This is a genomic window from Actinophytocola gossypii (assembly GCF_025165815.1).
Lineage (GTDB): Bacteria > Actinomycetota > Actinomycetes > Mycobacteriales > Pseudonocardiaceae > Actinophytocola > Actinophytocola gossypii.
Genome location: NZ_JAFFZE010000011.1, coordinates 98,124 through 118,034, shown reverse-complemented (window position 1 = coordinate 118,034; position 19,911 = coordinate 98,124). Strand labels below are relative to the sequence as shown.

The 19,911-nt window shown below is 72.3% G+C and carries 19 protein-coding genes and 1 tRNA gene; 8 read left to right on the top strand and 12 right to left on the bottom strand.

All coding sequences use genetic code 11. From position 1 onward, the window contains the following. Window positions 1-159 precede the first annotated feature (159 nt). Window positions 160-2,955: a pyruvate dehydrogenase (acetyl-transferring), homodimeric type gene (aceE, locus tag JT362_RS13660; protein ID WP_260191541.1), complete on the bottom strand. Its 2,796-nt coding sequence runs from the start codon at window positions 2,953-2,955 to the stop codon at window positions 160-162. A 237-nt stretch (window positions 2,956-3,192) separates the two neighbouring features. On the opposite strand from aceE, the gene JT362_RS13655 reads away from it, so the two are divergent. From JT362_RS13655 to JT362_RS13640, 4 genes are all read left to right on the top strand, one after another. Further along, window positions 3,193-3,624, top strand: coding sequence for a DUF3052 domain-containing protein (locus JT362_RS13655; protein ID WP_260191540.1), 432 nt, complete (start codon window positions 3,193-3,195; stop codon window positions 3,622-3,624). Between the two features lie 49 nt (window positions 3,625-3,673). Beyond that, window positions 3,674-4,138 carry a peroxiredoxin gene (locus tag JT362_RS13650; RefSeq protein ID WP_260191539.1) on the top strand — a complete coding sequence of 155 codons (465 nt, stop codon included), beginning with the start codon at window positions 3,674-3,676 and terminating at the stop codon, window positions 4,136-4,138. A 33-nt stretch (window positions 4,139-4,171) separates the two neighbouring features. After that, window positions 4,172-4,243, top strand: a tRNA-Val gene (locus JT362_RS13645). A gap of 46 nt (window positions 4,244-4,289) precedes the next feature. Next, a complete protein-coding gene (locus JT362_RS13640; RefSeq protein WP_260191538.1) occupies window positions 4,290-4,445 on the top strand; it encodes a hypothetical protein in 156 nt (51 codons plus the stop codon). An 11-nt stretch (window positions 4,446-4,456) separates the two neighbouring features. On the opposite strand, the gene JT362_RS13635 is transcribed toward JT362_RS13640, so the two are convergent. From JT362_RS13635 to JT362_RS13610, 6 genes are all read right to left on the bottom strand, one after another. Next, window positions 4,457-4,921 carry a MarR family winged helix-turn-helix transcriptional regulator gene (locus tag JT362_RS13635; protein WP_260191537.1) on the bottom strand — a complete coding sequence of 155 codons (465 nt, stop codon included), beginning with the start codon at window positions 4,919-4,921 and terminating at the stop codon, window positions 4,457-4,459. A gap of 90 nt (window positions 4,922-5,011) precedes the next feature. After that, a complete protein-coding gene (locus JT362_RS13630) occupies window positions 5,012-5,701 on the bottom strand; it encodes a DedA family protein (protein ID WP_260191536.1) in 690 nt (229 codons plus the stop codon). A 118-nt stretch (window positions 5,702-5,819) separates the two neighbouring features. Continuing rightward, a complete protein-coding gene (gene lipA, locus JT362_RS13625) occupies window positions 5,820-6,824 on the bottom strand; it encodes a lipoyl synthase (RefSeq protein WP_260191535.1) in 1,005 nt (334 codons plus the stop codon). Between the two features lie 46 nt (window positions 6,825-6,870). Beyond that, the gene (locus JT362_RS13620; RefSeq protein WP_260191534.1) at window positions 6,871-7,677 is read right to left on the bottom strand and encodes an SAM-dependent methyltransferase; all 807 of its coding nucleotides are present in this window, start codon (window positions 7,675-7,677) and stop codon (window positions 6,871-6,873) included. Between the two features lie 75 nt (window positions 7,678-7,752). After that, window positions 7,753-8,340 carry a TetR/AcrR family transcriptional regulator gene (locus JT362_RS13615; RefSeq protein ID WP_260191533.1) on the bottom strand — a complete coding sequence of 196 codons (588 nt, stop codon included), beginning with the start codon at window positions 8,338-8,340 and terminating at the stop codon, window positions 7,753-7,755. A 48-nt stretch (window positions 8,341-8,388) separates the two neighbouring features. Then, a complete protein-coding gene (locus tag JT362_RS13610; protein WP_260191532.1) occupies window positions 8,389-8,862 on the bottom strand; it encodes a hypothetical protein in 474 nt (157 codons plus the stop codon). Between the two features lie 122 nt (window positions 8,863-8,984). Here JT362_RS13610 and JT362_RS13605 point away from each other — a divergent pair, with 122 nt between their 5' ends. Continuing rightward, the gene (locus JT362_RS13605; protein ID WP_260191599.1) at window positions 8,985-9,581 is read left to right on the top strand and encodes a TetR/AcrR family transcriptional regulator; all 597 of its coding nucleotides are present in this window, start codon (window positions 8,985-8,987) and stop codon (window positions 9,579-9,581) included. A 1-nt stretch (window position 9,582) separates the two neighbouring features. Here the strand turns inward: JT362_RS13605 and lipB are convergent, their stop codons facing one another. Genes lipB through lpdA form a run of 4 tightly spaced genes read right to left on the bottom strand, consistent with a single transcriptional unit; the run spans window position 9,583 to window position 14,421 of the window. Next, a complete protein-coding gene (gene lipB / locus JT362_RS13600) occupies window positions 9,583-10,320 on the bottom strand; it encodes a lipoyl(octanoyl) transferase LipB (RefSeq protein WP_260191531.1) in 738 nt (245 codons plus the stop codon). A 42-nt stretch (window positions 10,321-10,362) separates the two neighbouring features. After that, window positions 10,363-11,247 (bottom strand): TIGR01777 family oxidoreductase, encoded by an 885-nt coding sequence (locus JT362_RS13595; protein WP_260191530.1) that lies wholly within the window; start codon window positions 11,245-11,247, stop codon window positions 10,363-10,365. Beyond that, window positions 11,248-13,020: a 2-oxoglutarate dehydrogenase, E2 component, dihydrolipoamide succinyltransferase gene (gene sucB, locus JT362_RS13590; protein WP_260191529.1), complete on the bottom strand. Its 1,773-nt coding sequence runs from the start codon at window positions 13,018-13,020 to the stop codon at window positions 11,248-11,250. It abuts the gene before it with no gap. A gap of 30 nt (window positions 13,021-13,050) precedes the next feature. Next, window positions 13,051-14,421: a dihydrolipoyl dehydrogenase gene (gene lpdA / locus JT362_RS13585; protein ID WP_260191528.1), complete on the bottom strand. Its 1,371-nt coding sequence runs from the start codon at window positions 14,419-14,421 to the stop codon at window positions 13,051-13,053. A gap of 145 nt (window positions 14,422-14,566) precedes the next feature. Between lpdA and JT362_RS13580 the strand changes: the two genes are divergently transcribed. Together JT362_RS13580 and JT362_RS13575 are read left to right on the top strand one after the other, a co-directional pair. After that, on the top strand, window positions 14,567-14,905 hold the full coding sequence (locus tag JT362_RS13580) for an oxidoreductase (RefSeq protein ID WP_260191527.1): 339 nt from the start codon (window positions 14,567-14,569) through the stop codon (window positions 14,903-14,905). Between the two features lie 66 nt (window positions 14,906-14,971). After that, window positions 14,972-16,783, top strand: coding sequence for a hypothetical protein (locus JT362_RS13575; RefSeq protein ID WP_260191526.1), 1,812 nt, complete (start codon window positions 14,972-14,974; stop codon window positions 16,781-16,783). A 210-nt stretch (window positions 16,784-16,993) separates the two neighbouring features. Here the strand turns inward: JT362_RS13575 and JT362_RS13570 are convergent, their stop codons facing one another. Then, a complete protein-coding gene (locus JT362_RS13570) occupies window positions 16,994-18,478 on the bottom strand; it encodes a leucyl aminopeptidase (RefSeq protein WP_260191525.1) in 1,485 nt (494 codons plus the stop codon). 100 nt (window positions 18,479-18,578) lie between these two features. Between JT362_RS13570 and JT362_RS13565 the strand changes: the two genes are divergently transcribed. Further along, window positions 18,579-19,895 carry a hypothetical protein gene (locus JT362_RS13565; RefSeq protein WP_260191524.1) on the top strand — a complete coding sequence of 439 codons (1,317 nt, stop codon included), beginning with the start codon at window positions 18,579-18,581 and terminating at the stop codon, window positions 19,893-19,895. Window positions 19,896-19,911 lie beyond the last annotated feature (16 nt).

Sequence of the window (19,911 nt, the reverse complement as noted above, 5' to 3'; positions counted from 1 at the left end):
GGGGCCCCCCGGCGTGGCGGTGCGCACGCCGCCGGGCGGCCCCTTCTCCCCGGTCCCCACCGGTAGCTCCACTATGGACTCGCCAACGGCACCGCCGCCAGCGCTGTCCCCCTATCGTGCTACCGGTTCATCATCGCAGGTCAGCTGGGTCACAGAGAGTCAGGCGACTCCGGGGTCGGACGTCTGCGGGCCGGCCGCCGACACGTCGTCGATCCGGTACTTCCGGGCCGCTTCGGTGACCGTCGACTTCTCCACCTCGCCGCGCCGGGCCAGGGCGGCGAGCACACCGACGGTGATCGACTCCGCGTCCACCAGGAAGTGGCGTCGCGCGGCCGGCCGGGTGTCGGAGAAGCCGAACCCGTCCGTGCCCAGGGTGAGCATGTCGGTCGGCACCCACGGACGGATCAGGTCCGGCACCGCCCGCATCCAGTCCGTCGCCGCCACCACCGGGCCGGCACCCTCGGACAGCACCCTGGTCACGTACGGCCGCCTCGGCTCCGCCTCCGGGTGCAGGAAGTTGTGCCGGTCGGTCTCCACCGCGTCGCGCCGCAGCTCCGACCACGACGTCGCCGACCACACCTCGGCCCGCACGTTCCACTCGTCGGCCAACAGCTCACGTGCCCGCAGCGCCCAGGGCATCGCCACGCCCGACACGAGAATGCGCGCGCGCGGGCCGTCGCCCAACGGGGCCTTCTCGTAGCGGTACAGGCCACGCAGCAGACCCTCGACGTCCAGCTCGGACGGCTCCGGCGCCTGCACGTACGGCTCGTTGTAGACCGTCAGGTAGTAGTAGATGTCCTCGGCCTGCTCGCCGTACATCCGCCGCAGCGCGTCCCGCACGATGTGCGCGATCTCGAACGACCACGCCGGGTCGTAGGCCACCACCGCCGGGTTGGTCGCCGCGATCAGCAGCGAGTGCCCGTCGTTGTGCTGCAGGCCCTCGCCGGTGAGCGTGGTCCGGCCGGCCGTGGCCCCGAGGACGAAGCCGCGCGCCATCTGGTCGGCCGCCGCCCACAGGCCGTCACCGGTCCGCTGGAAGCCGAACATCGAGTAGAAGATGTAGATCGGGATCATCGGCTCGCCGTGCGTGGCGTACGACGTCCCCGCGGCGGTGAACGACGCCGTGGACCCGGCCTCGTTGATGCCCTCGTGCAGGATCTGGCCCTGCTCGCTCTCCTTGTACGACAGCATCAGCGACGCGTCCACCGACGTGTACAGCTGCCCCTGCGGGTTGTAGATCTTCTGCGTCGGGAACATCGAGTCCATCCCGAACGTGCGTGCCTCGTCCGGGATGATCGGTACCAGCCTCGGCCCGATCTCCTTGTCCTTCGCCAGGTCGCGGACCAGCCGGACGAACGCCATCGTGGTGGCGACCTCCTGCTTGCCCGAGCCCTTGCGGACCACGTCGTAGACCTTGTCGCCGGGCAGCACCAGCGCCTTGGACTTGGTCCGCCGCTCCGGCAGGAACCCGCCGAGCTGGCGGCGGCGCTCCAGCATGTACTGGATCTCCGGGCTGTCCGGGCCGGGGTGGTAGTACGGCGGCAGGTACGGGTCGCGCTCCAGCTCCTCGTCGGAGATCGGCACGCGGGTCGAGTCCCGGAACATCTTGAGGTCGTCCAGGGTCATCTTCTTCATCTGGTGCGTGGCGTTGCGGCCGGCGAAGCTCGGCCCGAGCCCGTACCCCTTGATCGTCTTCGCCAGGATCACCGTCGGCTGGCCGTGGTGATCCTTGGCCGCCTGGTAGGCCGCGTAGACCTTGCGGTAGTCGTGCCCGCCGCGCTTGAGGTTCCAGATCTCCTGGTCGCTCATCGGCGCCACGAGCTCCTTGGTGCGCGGGTCGCGCCCGAAGAAGTGCTCGCGGACGAAGGCGCCGTCGTTGGCCTTGTAGGTCTGGTAGTCGCCGTCCGGGGTGGTGTTCATCAGGTTGATCAGCGCGCCGTCCCGGTCGGCGTGCAGCAGCGAGTCCCACTCGCGGCCCCAGATGACCTTGATCACGTTCCAGCCGGCGCCGCGGAAGAACGACTCCAGCTCCTGGATGATCTTGCCGTTGCCGCGCACCGGCCCGTCGAGCCGCTGCAGGTTGCAGTTGATCACGAACGTGAGGTTGTCCAGGCCCTCGTTCGCGGCCACGTGCACCAGACCGCGGGACTCCGCCTCGTCCATCTCGCCGTCGCCGAGGAACGCCCAGACGTGCTGGTCGGAGGTGTCCTTGATGCCGCGCGCGTGCAGGTAGCGGTTGAACCGCGCCTGGTAGATCGCGTTCATCGGCCCGAGGCCCATGGAGACCGTCGGGTACTCCCAGAAGTCCGGCATCAGCCGGGGGTGCGGGTAGGACGGCAGTCCCGCGCCCGGCCCGCCGTGGGACAGCTCCTGGCGGAACCCGTCGAGCTGGTCGCCCGACATCCGGCCCTCGAGGAACGCCCGCGCGTACATGCCGGGGGAGGCGTGGCCCTGGAAGAACACCTGGTCGCCGCCGCCGGGGTGGTTCTTGCCTCGGAAGAACCAGTTCATGCCGACCTCGTACAGCGTCGCCGAGGAGGCGTAGGTCGAGATGTGCCCGCCGACGCCGACGCCGGGCCGCTGCGCGCGGTGCACGGTCATCGCCGCGTTCCAGCGGATCCAGGCGCGGTAGCGGCGCTCGACCTCCTCGTCACCGGGGAACCAGGGCTCCTTCTCGGTGGGGATCGAGTTGACGTAGTCCGTGCTGGTGAGCGAGGGCACCCCGACGCGGCTCTCGCGGGCCCGCTCCAGCAGGCGGAGCATCAGGTAGCGGGCGCGTTGCTGCCCGCCCGAGGAGAGCATCGCGTCGAACGACTCCAGCCACTCGGCGGTCTCGTCCGGGTCGATGTCGGGAAGGTGGGCGGCCAGCCCGTCGCGGATCACCCGTACCCGCTCGGGCGACCTGCTGTTTCCGCTGTTCTGCGTAGCCAAGGGATCTCCAGTGCCTGCGCTCATGGACCGATTCCGGCCCTGTTCCGGCCCCTACTGTGCCATCGTCGTCTCGATGGCCGCTCGCGTCATCGTTACTGGTGAGTAAGGCTGCTCACGCGAGCGGCGGTTGGAAGCGTCGGGGGCGGGAAACCCGGCGTGGGTGGTTGCGCAGGTGGGCACGCTCAGTGTTCGCTATCCCAATACCGTTGGGCGGTGGCCGAGGTCCGATCACCGCGATGGCGTCAAGGAGGAGTGAAAGCCGTGGTCGCCGCGGGAGACGCCGGCAAGGCCGGTGTCGCCGAGAGGCTCGGGATCGAGCCTGGCATGGTCGTCCAGGAGATCGGGTGGGACGAGGACGTCGACGACGTCGTGCGTGCCGCCGTCGAGGAACGCGCGGGCGGTGAACTGCTCGACGAGGACGCGGACGATGTCGTCGACGTGGTCCTGCTGTGGTGGCGTGACGACGACGGCGATCTTGTCGACGCACTCATGGACGCCATGGGTCCGCTCGCCGACAACGGCGTGATCTGGGTCCTCACCCCGAAGACGGGCCGCGACGGCCACGTCGAGCCGAGCGAGGTCGCCGAGGCGGTGCCCACGGCGGGCCTGTCCCAGACGTCGAACATGTCGGTCGGCTCGGAGTGGTCGGGAAGCAGGCTGGTGTCACCCAAGTCGGCCAAGACCAAGCGCTGACCCCTAAGCTCTGCCCGAACACTCGGGAGAAGCCAGGGGAGGAGCTCGGATGGTCGTCCAGGTCGGTGCCGAGGCGCCGGACTTCACGCTCGCGGACCAGAACAACCAGCAGGTCACGCTGTCGTCGTTCCGCGGCGAGAAGAACGTGCTGCTGGTGTTCTACCCGTTCGCGTTCAGCGGGATCTGCACCGGCGAGCTGTGCCAGCTGCGGGACGACCTGGGCGCGTACGACTCGGCGGGCGTGCGGGTGCTCGGCGTGTCGGTCGACCACGTGTTCGCGCAGAAGGCGTGGGCGATCCAGGAGGGCTACCAGTTCCCCCTGCTGAGCGACTTCTGGCCGCACGGCGAGGTGGCGAAGGCGTACGGGGTCTTCGACGCCGACCGCGGCATGGCCGTGCGCGGCACGTTCCTGGTCGACCGCGCCGGCGTCCTGCGGTTCGCCGAGGTCAACGCGCCGGGCGAGGCCCGTGACCAGGACGCGTGGAAGCGGGCGGTGGCGGCACTGCCCGTCTGACCCGTACGGTGCTGGGTGGTGTCCTGGCACCCCGGGCACATAGCTCAGCGGGAGAGCACTCGGTTTACACCCGAGCGGTCGCAGGTTCGATCCCTGCTGTGCCCACCGAATCGGCCTGTTCAACGCTAGTTGGCAACGATTCCCCCTGGCCGTGGCTGTCAGGGTTGCGACCGGGGGCGTGCTTACCGGCGTGTCGGCCACGACGCCCGTGCGGTTGCCGCCGGGACGCGGGCCGTGGCGGCTCGCCAACCTGCCGTCGGCGCGCGACCCGCGGCCGTCCCTCACGCTGCTGACGTTCGCCGGCTGACCCCGCCCGGGTCACCGCGCCTCCGTCCGGGCGGCGAAGTCGCGGACGAAGCGGGTCAGCAGCTCGGCCAGGGCCGCTCGGTCGTCGGCCGACCAGTCGGCGGTGGCGTCGGCGACGGTTGCCCGCCGGAAGGCGCTGATCCGGTCGAGGGCGGCGTGTCCGTCGGGGGTGAGCGCCAGGATGGAGCGACGGCCGTCCGCCTGATCGGGTTCCCGGCGGGCCAGCCCGGCCCCGATCGCCTGTGCGGCCAGGCGGCTGGCCCGGGCCTGGTCGACCCCCAGCGCGGCGGCGGCCTCGGTGACCGTCAGCCGCTCGGTGCGGTCGGCGAGCGCGTCGAGCAGGTCGAACACCGCGTCGGGTGGGCCGGTGCGTTCTCCGCGTCGTTCGGCCAGCCGCGCGAGGGCGCGTCGGGTCTGACTGCGGCGCAGCGCGACGAGGGCGCTCGCGATGTCGGCGATGTGCGCCTGCGGCGACATGCCGGCCGCCGCGGCCCTGCCACGCAGGATCGCGGCTTCCTCCTCGGAAGGTCGCGTCGCCGCAGCGCTGGTTGAGCGCTACCGGCAGTCCTAGTTCGCGCGCTCCAGCTCCGGGTCGCTGTCGCCGCGAGTGGGGGACTTCTCCTCGGGGACCACCACGACCGGCGTGCGCTTGGCCTTGCGGCGCTTGTGCACGACGATCGTGATCACCAGGGCCAGCGCCAGACCGCCGACGATGACGCTGCCGCCGACGCCCATGGCGCTCTCGATCTGCTCGGCCGCCTCGCCGAGCAGGGCACCCAGCGTGATGTGCAGGGCCGACCAGCACGCCGCGCCGGCCACCACCGCGGGCAGGAACTTCCGGTACGGCAACTGCGACGTCCCCGCCGCCGCCGGGGTCAGGGTTCGCACCACGGGCAGGAACCGCGCGAAGAACACCGCCCAGGCACCCCGCTTGCGCAGGATGCCGGTCGCCTTGTCCCAGCCTTCTACGCCGTACTTCTGGATCAGCTTCGTCTCGCGCAGGGACGGGCCGAACCGCCTGCCGATGGCGTAGCCGATCGAGTCGCCGATGCCGGCGGCAACCGTCACCACCAGCCACAGCAGGATGCCCTTCGGCACGTTGGTCACCACCACCGCCGACGCGATGAGCAGGCCGCTCTCGCCCGGCGCGATGAACCCGAGACCGATGGTGCACTCGAGGAACACCAGCAACCCCGTTGCGCCGAACAGCGCCGGGTGTGGCAGTTCCCGTAGCCACTCCAGGACATCGGTCAGCACAGCGAGCTCCCCTCGACGAAGATCCACAACCCCCGGACGGGTGAAAGTCTGGCAGTTGGACCAACGCTGACACATCGGGGTTCCCCCGGACATCAACCCAGGGACTGACCCGCCGCACCTACTGGCGGCTGAGGACCGCGCCGATCTCCTGGTTCGCCGGGCCGGTCTCAGTGAGGTGCCGCAGTGCCTCCGGGACCTCCTCGCCGCGGTGCGCGATCGCCTGCGCGTACAGCCGCCCGGCCCGGTACGACGAGCGGACCAGCGGCCCGGCCATCACCCCGGCGAAGCCGATGCGCTCGGCCGACTCCTTGTGCTCCAGGAACTCCTCCGGCTTCACCCAGCGGTCGATCGGGTGGTGGCGCACCGACGGACGCAGGTACTGGGTGATCGTGATGATGTCGCAGCCGGCGTCGTGCAGGTCGCGCAGCGCCTCGGTGACCTCGTCCGGCGTCTCGCCCATGCCCAGGATCAGGTTCGACTTCGTCACCAGGCCGAACTCGCGCGCCCTGGTGATCACCTCGAGGGAGCGCTCGTAGCGGAACGCCGGGCGGATGCGCTTGAAGATCCGCGGCACGGTCTCCAGGTTGTGCGCCAGCACCTCGGGCCGGGAGTCGAACACCTCGGCCAGCTGTGCGGGGTCGGCGTTGAAGTCGGGGATCAGCAGCTCGACGCCGGTACCCGGGTTCATCGTGTGGATGCGGCGCACGGTCTCGGCGTACAGCCACGCGCCGCCGTCGGGGAGGTCGTCGCGGGCGACACCGGTGACCGTCGCGTACCGCAGGCCCATCGCCTGCACCGACTCGGCCACCTTGCGCGGCTCCTCGCGGTCGAGCGCCGCGGGCCGGCCGGTGTCGATCTGGCAGAAGTCACATCGCCGCGTGCACTGCTCGCCCCCGATGAGGAACGTGGCCTCGCGGTCCTCCCAGCACTCGTAGATGTTGGGACAGCCGGCCTCCTCGCACACGGTGTGCAGGCCCTCCCGTCGGACCAGGCCCTTCAGCTCCCGGTACTCGGGACCCATCTTGGCGCGGGTCTTGATCCACGACGGCTTCTTCTCGATCGGGGTCTGGCTGTTGCGTACCTCGAGACGCAGCAGCTTTCGCCCCTCCGGCGCAATGGTCACCTCGCCAGGCTACGCCCCCTCGACCGGACGCCAGCAGGCCCGACGCTCACCTCCCGCCCAGCTCGGCCGCGACGAGCCAGGCGCGGGCCGGCGCGGCTTCCGGTGGGGTGGGGCGGCCGTAGCGGGCGGCGATCTCGGCGACGTCGTGCACCTGGGTGGCCCAGCCGCGGGCGGTGAGCCAGTGTGCGAGGTCCTGGTCGGGGCCACCCTGCCAGAGGTCGACGAGCTCGGCGGCGAGTGCGCCGCGGGCGGTGCGAAGCCTGGCGGAGTCCTCGACGTGGTCGAGCGCGAGCACGCTGCCTGGCGTGGACGCGGCGGTGACCCGGTCGATGAGCAGGTCCGCGGCGGCCGGTGGCAGCGCGTAGAGGATGCCCTCGGCGAGCCACGCGGTCGGGCGGTCCGGATCGTGGCCGGCGACTTGCAGGGTGGTCGGCCAGTCCCCGCGCAGGTCGGCGGCGATCTCGACGCGGCGGCAGCGGGCAGTCGCACCCTGCTGGGCGAGCACGCCGTCGCGAAAGGCCAGTACCTCGGCCAAATCGAGTTCGAGGACCGTGGTCGCGGCGGGCCAGCCGAGCCGGAACGCGCGGGTGTCCACGCCGCAGGCCAGCAGCACGACCTGGTCGATCCCGGCGTGGGTGGCGGCGAGCAGCATGTCGTCGAAGAACCGGGTGCGGACGGCGACCTGGTCGGCCATCAGCGCCAGGAAGTGCGGGTCGGCGGTCCACGGGTCGCCGAGGTGCCGGGCGAAGTGCCCGGCGTAGGGGTCCTCGACGATCCGGTCGGGGCGAGCGCTCTCCCTGGCCCGCAGGAGGGCTACGCCGAGGGCGGTCGCGCCGACACCGGTGAGTTCCATGACGCTCCCTTGTAAAAACGAATGTTCGTTCTTTTATTTCACCAGGTTCGTCCGCACGTCGTCAAGGCAGGACGTTCAGGACAGCAGCGCGCGCAACCCGTTCCGGAACGCGTCGGCATCGGCGTCGCCGTACACCGCGCGGCGCACCAGGAATCCGTGGACCAGGGCGATCAGCACGTCCGCCACCTGCTCAGCCGGAACGTCGGTGGGCAGCAGGCCGCGTTCCCGGTGCCGCTCCGCCCAGCGGCCGAGCATCCCGCGGGTGCTGGCCAGGACCTCGCCGAGTCGTGCCGCCAACGCCGGCGAGCGCAGCGCTTCCGTCCAGATCTGCACCAGCAGCCTGGCCGACTCGGTCGAGGTGGCCAGGGGCGGTGTCTCAGTTCCCAGGACCAGGTCGACGATGCCGTCGAGCGGCGGGAGGTCCGTGTCGTCTGGCGCGTCGAAGGCCGCCGTGACCTCGGCGAGCGCTTCCGCCGCGATGGCGTCGACGATGTCGTCCTTGCCCCGGAAGTAGCGGTACACCGCGCCCGCCGACAGGCCGGCCTCGCCGAGCAGGTCCTGCATGGAGGTGGCGTGGAAGCCGTCGCGGGCGAAGCACCGCCGGGCGGCGTCCAGGATCTGGCGGCGCCGGGCGTCGAGGTGTTCCTGGGGCATGCGGGCCATGTCCCGGAGCGTAGAACGACGTTCCGGCGTGCTTGGAGGTCCTGTCGGCTAAGCGGAGGGGACGAGGCGGCGGAGCAATCGCTCGACCGGGTTGCGGCGCTCGGCCCGGCCCGGCCGGCTGCGCACCAGGGCGAGGAACGCCGCGCCGACCGCGGCCTGCTCGGCCGCGCCGTCGGCCTGCTCGGTGAGCCCGGCGGCGCGGGCGAGCATGGCCTGCTCGGCCAGTGTGACGGCACGCAGGGCGGGGTGCTCGGCGTGCTCGTCGAGCAGGCGGCGCAGGTCCGGCTCGGACTCCGCGGTCGCCCGCCAGGCGGCGCCGACGGCGTCCACCGGGTCGATGTCGGGGTCGCGCTCGATGTCGTGCACGGCGAGGTCCACCCGGCCCGCGAGGCGCATCGACCAGCGGTGGTGCAGCGCCAGGAGCACCTCGTCCTCGCCGTCGAACCCGGCCGGGACGGTGAGCCCGTCCGCGACCACCGTGTCGAGAGCCGCCTTGCGTTCGTAGTACTCGTGCCAGCCCATCGTCGCCCCCTGTGCCGGTGAGGTGGGTCATACCGCAGGTCTTCGACATACCATCGGTATGTTCACCACCATACCACCGGTATGTGGGCCGGGTGTGTCGTACGGTTGTGAGCGTGGTGACAATGCGGTCAAGACGCAGCGACTACACCGAGTCCACCCGGCACGCGCTGGTCGACTCGGCCCTGGAGCTGTTCACCAAGCGCGGCTACGCCGGCACCTCGCTCGACGCGATCGTCAAGCGCGCGCGGGTGACCAAGGGCGCGCTGTACCACCACTTCTCCGGCAAGCAGGCGCTGTTCGAGGCGGCCTTCAACCAGGTCGAGACGGCCGCCATGGACCGGCTGTCGGCCGCCATCGACGGCGACGGGCCGGCCTGGGACCGGGCGATGGCCGGCATCCGCGGCTACGTGCGGGTGTGCCTGGACCCGGCCTACCAGCGCGTCGTCATCCACGAGGCGCCGGTGGTGATGGGCTGGGAGCGGTGGCGCGAGGCCGAGGAGCACTTCAGCTACGGGCTGGTGCGCGGGACCGTCGAGGCGCTCGTGCAGGCTGGCGAGATCGAGCCGTTGCCGGTGGAGGTGACCGCGCGGATCCTGTTCGGCGCGCTGTCCGCGGGCGCGGAGGCGATCGCTGGATCGTCCGACCCGAAGGCGACGGCGGCGGACGTGACCCGCACGATCGTCGCGGTGATGACCGGGATGCGGCGCGCCGCTCCCTGACTCAGCGGTGCTGGGCCAGCTCGAAGCTCACCCCTGGCGAGCTCGGCGACCAGCGGGGCAGCCAGCGGTCCTCCACCGGCAGCGCGCCGTCCAGCGCGGCGAGCACGTGCTTCTCCGCCAGCGGCTGGACCTCGGCCACGGTGACGCGGCGGTCCAGCTCCAGTGACAGCGACGTCACGCCGGCGTCGCGGATGCCGCACGGGACGATGTTGTCGAACGGGGTGAGGTCCGCGTCACAGTTGATCTCGAAGCCGTGCATGGTCACGCCGCGCTGCACCCGGATGCCGATGGCGGCGATCTTGCGCTCCGGACGGTGGTCGGCCGGCAACCACACGCCGCTGCGGCCCTCCACCCGGCCGCTGGTCAGGCCGAGGTCGTCGCACACCGCGATCAGCGCCTGTTCCAGCAGGCGGACGAACCGCACCACGTCCACCGGGTCGGCCAGCTTGACGATCGGGTACCCCACCAGCTGCCCCGGGCCGTGCCAGGTGATCTTGCCGCCGCGGTCGACGTCGATCACCGGGGTGCCGTCCTCGGGACGCTCGTCCGGCTCGGTGCGCTTGCCGGCGGTGTAGACCGACGGGTGCTGCAGCAGCAGGAGCGTGTCCTCGGCGTCGGCTGACCCGGCGCGGGTGGCGACCAGGTCGCGTTGCAGCGACCACGCGGCCTGGTAGTCGATCGTGCCTAGGTCGCGGACGTGCACGGGAGCGCTGGACGCGCGGCAGGAAGCGTGAACCACGATGGCGACACTACGCCTTCGTCATCCGGTCGTCGTCCGTCCTCACTGGAGCGCGGCCCGGAAGGCGTCCTCCAGCTTCGGGTAGCCGAAGACGAACCCGGCCTCGCGCAGTGCCGCCGGCACCGTGCGCTGGCTGTAGAGCACCTCGCCGCCGCCGTCGCCGATGGCCGCGCGCAGGGCGAGACCGGGCACGAACCACGGGGTGGGGCGGCGCATCACCCGGCCGAGGAGCCGGGTGAACTCGCGGTTGGTGACCGGGTTCGGCGAGCACGAGTTGACCGCGCCGGCCAGGGACTCGGTTTCGATGGCGAAGCGGATCGCGGCGACGTGGTCGGACAGGGCGATCCACGGCATGAACTGGCGGCCGTCGCCGAGCCGGCCGCCGAGCAGCAGGAACACCAGCGGGCGCAGCGTGCCGAGCAGCCCGCCCCGGCCGGACAGCACGTGTCCGGTGCGCATCCGGACGACCCGCGTCCCGGCCTCCTCGGCGCGCTGGGTCGCCGCCTCCCAGTGCCCGCACAGCGCGGCCAGGAACCCCCGGCCGCGCGGCGCGCGCTCGTCCAGGACCCGGTCGCCACCGTCGCCGTAGTAGCCGACCGCGGACGCGTTGACCAGCACCTTCACCCCGTGCTCGGCCACCGCCGCGGCCAGCACCTCGGTCGGCTCGACCCGGCTGTCCAGCAGGACCTGCTTGCGGGCGTGGCTCCAGCGGCGGCTGCCGATGCCGGCGCCGCACAGGTTCACCGCGGCGTCGGCGCCGGCCAGGGCGTCGTCGTCGATCCGCCCGGCCGGCGGGTCCCAGGTCCGCTCGTCCGGCGCGGTCGCCGGGCGCCGGACGAGCCGGACGACGTCGTGGCCCGCGGCGCGCAGGCCGCTGACCAGTGCCGTGCCGACCAGGCCGGACGAGCCGGCGACCACGACGCGCATCTACAGGCCCAGGTCGCCCTCGAAGTTCCCCTCCTGCAGGCGGTTCTTGATCGAGGTCAGGAACCGGCCGGCGTCGGCGCCGTCGACCAGGCGGTGGTCGTAGGTCAGCGCCAGGTAGGCCATCGACCGGATCGCGATGGTGTCGTTGCCGTCGGCGTCGGTCACCACGACCGGGCGCTTCACGACCAGGCCGACGCCCAGGATGCCGACCTGGGACTGCGGCTGCGGGATGATCGGCGTGTCGAACAGCGCGCCCTGGCTGCCCAGGTTGGTCAGCGTGAACGTCGCGCCGAACAGCTCGTCCGGGGTGACCTTGTTGGCCCTGGTCCGGTCGGCCAGGTCGGCGATCCGGTGCGCGAGACCGGCGACGCTGAGGTCACCCGCGTTGTGGATGGTCGGCGACAGCAGGCCGCGGTCGGTGTCCACCGCGATGCCGAGGTGCTCGGCGCCGTGGTAGGTCACCTCCTTGGTCTCGTCGTTGATCGACGCGTTCAGCTTCGGGTGCGCCTTGAGTGCCTCGACCGTGGCCTTGGCGAAGAACGGCAGGAACGTCAGCTTCACGCCCTCGCGCTGCTCGAACGCCGACTTGGCTCGCGACCGCAGCTTGGCGACCTTGGTCACGTCGACCTCGACGACCTGGGTGAGCTGCGCGGCGGTCTGCAGCGACTCGACCATTCGCCGGGACACCGTCTGGCGCAGGCGGCTCATCTTCTCGGTCTTGCCGCGCAGATCGGACGCGGGCGCGGGCGCGGCAGGGGCCTTGGCCGGCGCGGAGGCCGCCGGAGCCGGCTGCTTGGCGGCCTCGGCGGCGGCCAGCACGTCCTGCTTGCGGATCCGGCCGCCGACACCGGAGCCGGTGACGGTGGCCAGGTCGACCTTGTGCTCGGCGGCGAGCTTGCGGACCAGCGGGGTCACGTAGGGGGCGTCGCCGCCCGCCCGCGCGGCCGGCTTCGACTCCTGGCGGGGAGCGTCCTGCGGCGCCGGCTGCTTCGGTGCCTCCTGCTTCGGTGCCTCCTGCTTCGGCTCCGGCTCAGGGGCCTCCTGCTTCGGTGCCTCCTGCTTCGGGGGCTCCGGCGCTGGCTCGGGCTGGGGCTCCGGTTCCGGCTGGGGCTCCGGCTCGGACTTGGCGGGCGCGGCGTCGCCGGAACCGACGATCGCGAGCTGGCCGCCGACCTGCACGGTCTCGTCCTCGGCAGCGGTGATCTCCAGCACGGTGCCGGCCACCGGGGAGGGGATCTCGGTGTCGACCTTGTCGGTGGACACCTCCAGCAACGGCTCGTCCACCTCGACGGTGTCGCCGACCTGCTTGAGCCACCGCGTGACGGTGCCCTCGGTGACACTCTCGCCGAGCGCCGGCATCTCCACCGGCGTGCCGCCGCCACCACCGCCGCCGCCACCACCACTGGACGACGGCTGCTCGCGCGCCGGCTCGGGCTCGGCCTGCTGCTGGGGTTCCGGCTCCGGCTCTGGTTCCGGCTCCGCCTGGGCGGACTCGTCGGAGCCGCCGCCGGAGTCACCGGAGTCACCGGACTCGGCGCTGTCGCCGATCACCGCGAGCTCGGCGCCGACCTCGATCGTCTCGTCCTCCTCGGCGACGATCTTCTGCAGCACACCGGCCGCTGGCGACGGGATCTCGGTGTCGACCTTGTCGGTGGACACCTCCAGCAACGGCTCGTCCACCTCGACGGTGTCGCCGACCTGCTTGAGCCACCGCGTGACGGTGCCCTCGGTGACACTCTCGCCGAGCGCCGGCATCTGGACGGAGAAGGCCATGGTTTCGCTGACTCCTTGTTCCTCGTGGCTTCAGCCGTGCACGTGCAGTGGCTTGCCGGCCAAGGCGAGGAAGGCCTCGCCGAGCGCCTCGGTCTGGGTGGGGTGGGCGTGGATGAGCGGCGCCACGTCCTCGGGGTAGGCCTCCCAGTTGTAGATCAACTGGGCCTCGCCGACAAGCTCGCCGACCCGTTCGCCGACCATCGTGACGCCCACCACGGGGCCGTCCGGGGCCTTCACGAGCTTCACGCCGCCCGAGGTCTTGAGGATCTGGCTCTTGCCGTTGCCGCTCAGCGCGTAGGTGTAGGTCTGGGCGTCGCCGTAGCGCTCCTTGGCCTGCGCCTCGGTCAGCCCGACCGACGCGACCTCGGGCTTGCAGTAGGTGACGCGTGGGATGCCGGCCTCGTCGACCGGGCGCGGGTCGCGGCCGGCGATCTCCTCGGCGACGAAGATGCCGTGCTGGAAGCCGCGGTGCGCGAGCTGCAGGCCCGGCACCAGGTCGCCGACGGCGTAGACGTTGTCCAGGTTGGTGCGCAGCCGGTCGTCGGTGAGCACGAAGCCGCGCTCCATGGCGATGCCGGCCTCCTCGTAGCCGTGGCCAGCGCTGTTCGGGCCGCGGCCGACGGCGACCAGAAGGGTCTCGGCCTCGATGGTCTCGCCGGACTCCAGCGAGACCGTGACGTTCGAGCCGTCCTGCTCGGCGCCGGTGAACTTCACCCCGGTCTTGTAGGCGATGCCGCGCTTGCGGAAGGCGCGCTCCAGCTGCTTGGACGCCCACTCGTCCTCGAGCGGGACCAGGCGGGGCAGCGCCTCGACGATGGTGACCTCGGCGCCGAACGACGCCCACACGCTGGCGAACTCGACGCCGATCACGCCGCCGCCGAGCACCACGACGCTGGACGGGACGTAGTCGAGGTTGACCGCCTGGTCGCTGGTGATGATCCGGCCGCCGATCTCCAGGCCGGGCAGCGAGCGCGCGTAGGAGCCGGTGGCGAGCACCACGTCGCGGCCGGTGTACCGCTCGCCGTTCACCTCGACGGTGTTCGGGCCGACGAACGTGCCCTGGCCCTCGACGACGGTGACCTTGTTGGCCTTGGCCAGACCCTGGAGTCCTTTGTAGAGCCCGCCGACGACGCCGTCCTTGTAGGAGTTGACGCCGGCGATGTCGACGCCCTCGAGCGAGGACTTGACGCCGAACTGGTCGCCCTCCCTGGCCAGGTCGGCGACCTCGGCGGCGTGCAGCAGCGCCTTGGTGGGGATGCAACCGCGGTGCAGGCAGGTGCCGCCGAGCTTGTCCTTCTCGACCAGGATCACCGACAGGCCGAGGCCGGCGGCGCGGAACGCACAGGCATAGCCTCCCGACCCGCCACCCAGGATCACCAGGTCAGCGGAGGTATCAGTCACGGGTTCTCCTCGACGTACGGCTGGGTCTTGACAGGGCCATGTCGGCGGCCACCACACATCATCTTGTCACTACGTCCTGCAGGCTTGCGAGGTGGCCGGACAGGCACAATGGAGGGGACGACTTTCCGCTACGGAGGTAGCCGCTGTGGGCGTTTTCGACTCGCTGCGCAGGAAGCGCAAGGGTGGGAAGGGCGGGACGGGCCAGGTCCGGACCGCGAGCAAGCAGGACACCGCACACCTCGACGAGTGGGCGTCGCAGCGCCGTGGGGTGGAGGCGTTCGTCGAACCGCGAACCCATGTGACCGAGACGACGGTCCTACTGGTCGCGCACGACGGCGAATGGACGCGACGGCGCATCTCGAGCCCGGACGCGGCGTTCGAGTTCGCCAAGAAGCGCTCCATGCCGGTGTACGAGGTGGAGCGGGTCGGCTACCCGAAGCGGATGCGGGAGTACCAGGCCCGGCAGAAGCGCGAACGCGGTTGAACCCGCACCGCCGATGCCGCCGTATCTGAAGGTCGGTACGACTTTCCGGAGCGGGAAGGGTGTGGCGTGACCGCTGTCACTGTCGTCGTCGACTTCGGCGGTGCCGACACGGTCGTCGTGGCCACCCCGCCGGAGCGGCTGGTCGCTGTGGAGCCGTCGGTCGTGCTGCTCGACCGCGACGACCGGCTGGTCGCCGGCCACGAGGCGACCAGGGCGGCCGACCCGGCCTTCGCGCCGACCTTCGAGCCGACCACGGTGGCCGACCGGCTCGACGAACGCGAGACGCTGGTCGGCGAGACCGTGCTGCCGGTGAACGCCCTGGTGCGGGCGCTGCTCGCCCGTGCCGTCGGGCCGGTCGACCGGATCGACGAGCTGGTCGTTGCGCACCCGGCCGGCTGGCCGCCCGCACGGGTCGAGGTGCTGGCGAGGGCCGCGAGCGGCCTGGCGCCGCGGGTGTCGACGGTCGCCGCGCCGGTGGCCGCCGCGGCCGGCGCGGACCTGGAGCCGGGGGCGACGCTGCTGGTGGTGTCCTGCGACGCGGCGACGTGCGAGGCGACGGCGGTCCGGCGGACGGAGGCCGGTGAGCTGGAGGTGCTGGCGCACGGCGCGGCGGAGCCGGGCGATTCGGGCTCCCTGGTCGAGCGGGTGGTCGCCGAGACGCCGGTGGACCGGGTGCTGCTGGTCGGAGCCGGCCCGCTGCCGGTGGTCGGCCGGCGGGTGTCGGAAGCGGTCCGCCGCCCCGTACGCCTGGCGGCCGACCCGGAGCAGGCCGTGGCCCGCGGCGCGCTGCGACTGGCCACGCCGGTGCCCGTGTCGGTCGAGGAGTCCGTGCCGGCGGCGCCGCGTCCGCTGCGGCTGCGCCGCCGGGTCGTCGTCGCCGCGGCGCTCCTGGTGATGGCGGTGGCCGCGGCCGCGGTGACGGTCGTCGGGATCGGACCGGGCCGGCTGACCGCGGGTCTGCCGGGTCCCGCCGCCGCGTCGTCGTCGCCGGGCCTGCCGCCGGTGGTCGACGGCCGCGAACTGGTGGCCGACGGCCGACAGCCGTTCGCCGGGGGACGGATGGGGACGCCCGTCCGGCACCGGCACCCGTCGGGGACGACGCTGGAGTTGACGGTGTCCGACGTGCGGGTGGAGTCGCGCGCCCCGGCGCCGCTGGGGGAGGCACCGCTCGGCTACCGCTGGGTGACCGTGGTGCTGCGCGGCGTGCACGTGTCCGGCCCGGCGTGGCGGCAGGACGTCGCCGACACCGTGGCGGCCATGGACGACCGGGGCCAGTGGATCCGGCCGCTGGCGGGTACCCCGGTCGGCTGCGCGTCGCCGCTGCCCGACGTCGTCGAGCCTGCGTCGTCGTTCGACGCCTGCGTGCCGCTGCCCGTGCCCGAGTCGACCCCGGTCACGGCGGTGGTCGTCGGCGCGCCGGGAACCACGCCGCCGGTGCGGTTCCCGGCGTCGGTGCCGTCCGCGTCGGATGCGCCGGCGCCCGCCCGGGACGTCGGCCGGTTGGGCGAGCCCCTGGTGGAGGTGGCGGTCGACGGCGTGGACGTCCGCGCGGGTGCCGACCTGGTGCTGACCCCGTCCGGCTATCTGGGTGACCGGAGTCCCGCGCCGGGTCATCGGTACGTCGTCGTCCGCGCGCGGCTTCCGGCCGAACACCTGTACCTGCGCGACGACCGTGGCGTGTTGACCGGGGCCAGGACCGGCTTCGACACCATGCTGGACTGCCCGTCGTTCACGGCGCCGCCCGAACCGGGCACGGCGGTGTACGCGTGCTTCGTGTACGAACTCGCCGCCGAGGCGACGGTCGCCGGCGTGACCCTGGGCGGCCCGCTGACGACCGGCCGCGACGTCGAGACCTGGCCCACGTGGACGGTCGACTGAGTAGTCCACAGGGTTCGCGCGGTCCTGGTTGTCCACAGGCCCGCGCCTCGACGCCCGGAACCGTCGGAACTGCCGGGTAGCCTGAAAACAGGGGTCCCCCATGGCGGTTGCGCATGCCTGTGGCCACGAGTGTTTGCTATCGCACCCGCCGGCGGTGCTGGTTCACATGGTTGTCCGACGGTGGGTGCTTGGCCGCCTATCCGGCTGTAGTCAGCCGTTGTCGGCGATGTCCGCGAGCAGCGCCGCCAGCGTGCGGACCGGGACGCCGGTGCCGCCCTTGCCGTTGTAGCCCCACGGGCCGCCGTTGTTGTAGGCCGGGCCGGCGATGTCGATGTGCGCCCACGGCAGCCCGTCCGGCACGAACTCGCTCAGGAAGTGGCCCGCGGCGAGCATGCCGCCCCACCGGTGGCCCGTCACGTTGGCCAGGTCGGCCAGCTTGGAGTCCAGGTCGCGGCGGAGTTCGTCGGGTAGCGGCATCGGCCAGCCGCCCTCGCCGGTGGCCTTCGCGATGGCGGCGACGCGGTCGCGGAACTCGTCGGAGCCCATGATGCCGGCGGTGCGCCTGCCCAGCGCCACGACCTGCGCGCCGGTCAGCGTCGCGGTCTCGACCAGGTAGTCCGGGCCGTCCTCGCAGGCGCGCACGATCGCGTCGGCCAGGATCAGGCGGCCTTCGGCGTCGGTGTTGAGGACCTCGACGGTCTTGCCGCCGTACATCGTGAGCACGTCGCCGGGGCGGTAGGCCGCGCCGGAGGGCATGTTCTCCGCCATCGGCACCGTCGCGCTGACCTCCAGCGGGTACTTGAGCTTCGCGGCGAGCACCGCGGTCGCGACGATGGCGGCGGCACCGGACATGTCCGAGGTCATCTCGTCCATGTTGGCGGCCGGCTTGATCGAGATGCCGCCGGTGTCGAACGTGATGCCCTTGCCGACCAGCGCCACCTTCTTGCGGGCCTTCGGGCCGCGGTAGGTCATGCGCAGCACCCGCGGCGGACGGGTGGAGCCCATGCCGACGCCGAGCACGCCCCCGAAGCCGGCCTTGCGCAGCGCCTTCTCGTCGAGGATCTCGACGTCGAGGCCGGCTGCCTTGCCCAGCGCGGCGGCGCGCTCGGCGAACGACGCCGGGTACAGGTCGTTCGGCGGGGTGTTGACGAAGTCACGGGCGGTGTTGACCGCCTCGGCGATCGCGGTGGCCGCCTTGACGGTGGCCCGGTGCTCCTTGGCGGTGCCCTCGCCGGGGGACGCGAGGTCGACCCGGGCGAGCGGGGCGTCGCCGGGCTCGGAGCGGTAGGTGTCGAACCGGTAGGCGCCGAGGATCGTGCCCTCGACCGTAGCCTGGAGGTCCACAGTGGACAGCGTGCTGAGTGCGCGGGTCGTCCCGGCGAGCGCGCGGGCGGCGGCACCGGAGGCGCGCCGGACCCGCTCCGCGGTCGCCTCGCCCGACCCGAGCCCGGCGGCGACGAGCACCGGGGCGGCGAGCCGGCCCATGGTGGGGACCTTGACGACCTCGTCGGTCTTGCCGGTGACGCCCAGCGTGGAGAGCACGTCGACCAGCGACCCGTCGAACGCGGCGGCCACCGCCTCGCTGCCCGGTGCCAGCACGAGGTGCTCACCGTCCTGCCGGGTGCCGATGATCACGGCGTCAACGGTGGCCTCGTCCGCCGAGGTGGCGGTCAGGGACAGCTTCGGGGCGGTCAACGATGTACTCCCGTCGGTCGAGTTGCTGACGCATGCTAACGACTTGCCGCGAGGGTGCCCACCGTCAGGTCGGTCCGGCGCGGTCTGCGACGGTTGACCGGTGGTTGCACGGAGAGTGGACTTCCTCGCCGCCGGAGTGGTGTCGACGTTCGGGGCGGGATTGTTCACCGGGCTCGCGCCGGCCGCGTCGCTGGCAGGGCCGTGGTTGCTCGTGGCGCTCGTGGTGGCCGGCGGGCTGGGGTACCTGACCGTTCTGTCCAGTTGGGAACGTCCACTGGCCACGGCGCCGACGCCGGTGCGGCGCGTGCTGTTCGGCGTGGGGGTACTCGGCCGGCTGGCCGCGGCGGTGGCGATCGCGGGGACGTTCGGGCAGTACCTGACACCGGCGCGGGAACGTCTCGGCGCCGTGGTGCTGGCCGTGCTGGTGACGGTGGTGACGGTCGCGGTGCCGCGGGTGCCGGCGTTGGTCGTGCGAGCCGGGGCGGCGGTGGTGCTGGGGTCGCTGGCGCTGGTGGTGCTGGCGTGCTTCGCGATCGAGCCGGTGTCGCCGGCGGTGGCGCTGGAGCAGGGTGGCAGCGCGCTCGGGCTGGTGGCGAGCGCCGGCTTGTTGACGGTGTGCTTCCTCGGGGTGGGGCCGCCGGCGCGCCCGGGCGAACCGGGGATGTCGCCGTTCGGGACGAGGCTGTCGGCACGCGGAGTGGTCGACGTGCACCTACCGGACTCGCCGCGCGGTGTCGCGACCAGACGCACGGGCGAGGACGGCGACGGTGGTTCGGATGCGGGCTCGGTGGGGGCGTCGTCGGGTGGAGACGAGGACGGTGTGAGCGGTCCGCGTGCGGGCTCGGTGGGGGCGTCGTCGGGTGGAGACGAGGACGGTGTGAGCGGTCCGCGTGCGGGCTCGGTGGGGGCGTCGTCGGGTGGAGACGAGGACGGTGTGAGCGGTCCGCGTGCGGGTTCGGTGGGGATGTCGGCGGGTGGAGACGAGGGTGGTGTGATCGACTCGCGTGGTTCCGGGCGGGTTCGGCGGTTGGGGGTGCTCGCCGTCCTCGCGGTGGTGTTGGTGATGTGTCTCGCGGTGGGGGCGGCGGTGTTGCGGCAGCTCGGCGCGCCTCGGTTGGGGTTGTCGCCGGTGCCGGTGCTCGACGCGCTCGCCGCGGCGGACGCGGGGGCGTTGCGGCCGTTGGTGCTCGTGGGGGTGGCCGTCGCTACGGGGTTCGCGTTGTGGGGGATCGTGCGGGGGCTGGTCGCGTCGGTGGGTGGGGTGCCGAGCCTGCGGGTGGCGATCGCGGTGGGGGGAGTGGTGGCGGTGGGCGCGGCTGTCGTGGAGCCGAGAGTGGCGCTTACCGTGGCTGCGGTACTGCTGCTGGGTGACGCGGCGCTTCGTCTGGTCGCGGTGCGTCACCGGCGCGTCCGGTAGCCGGATGGTTGGACGA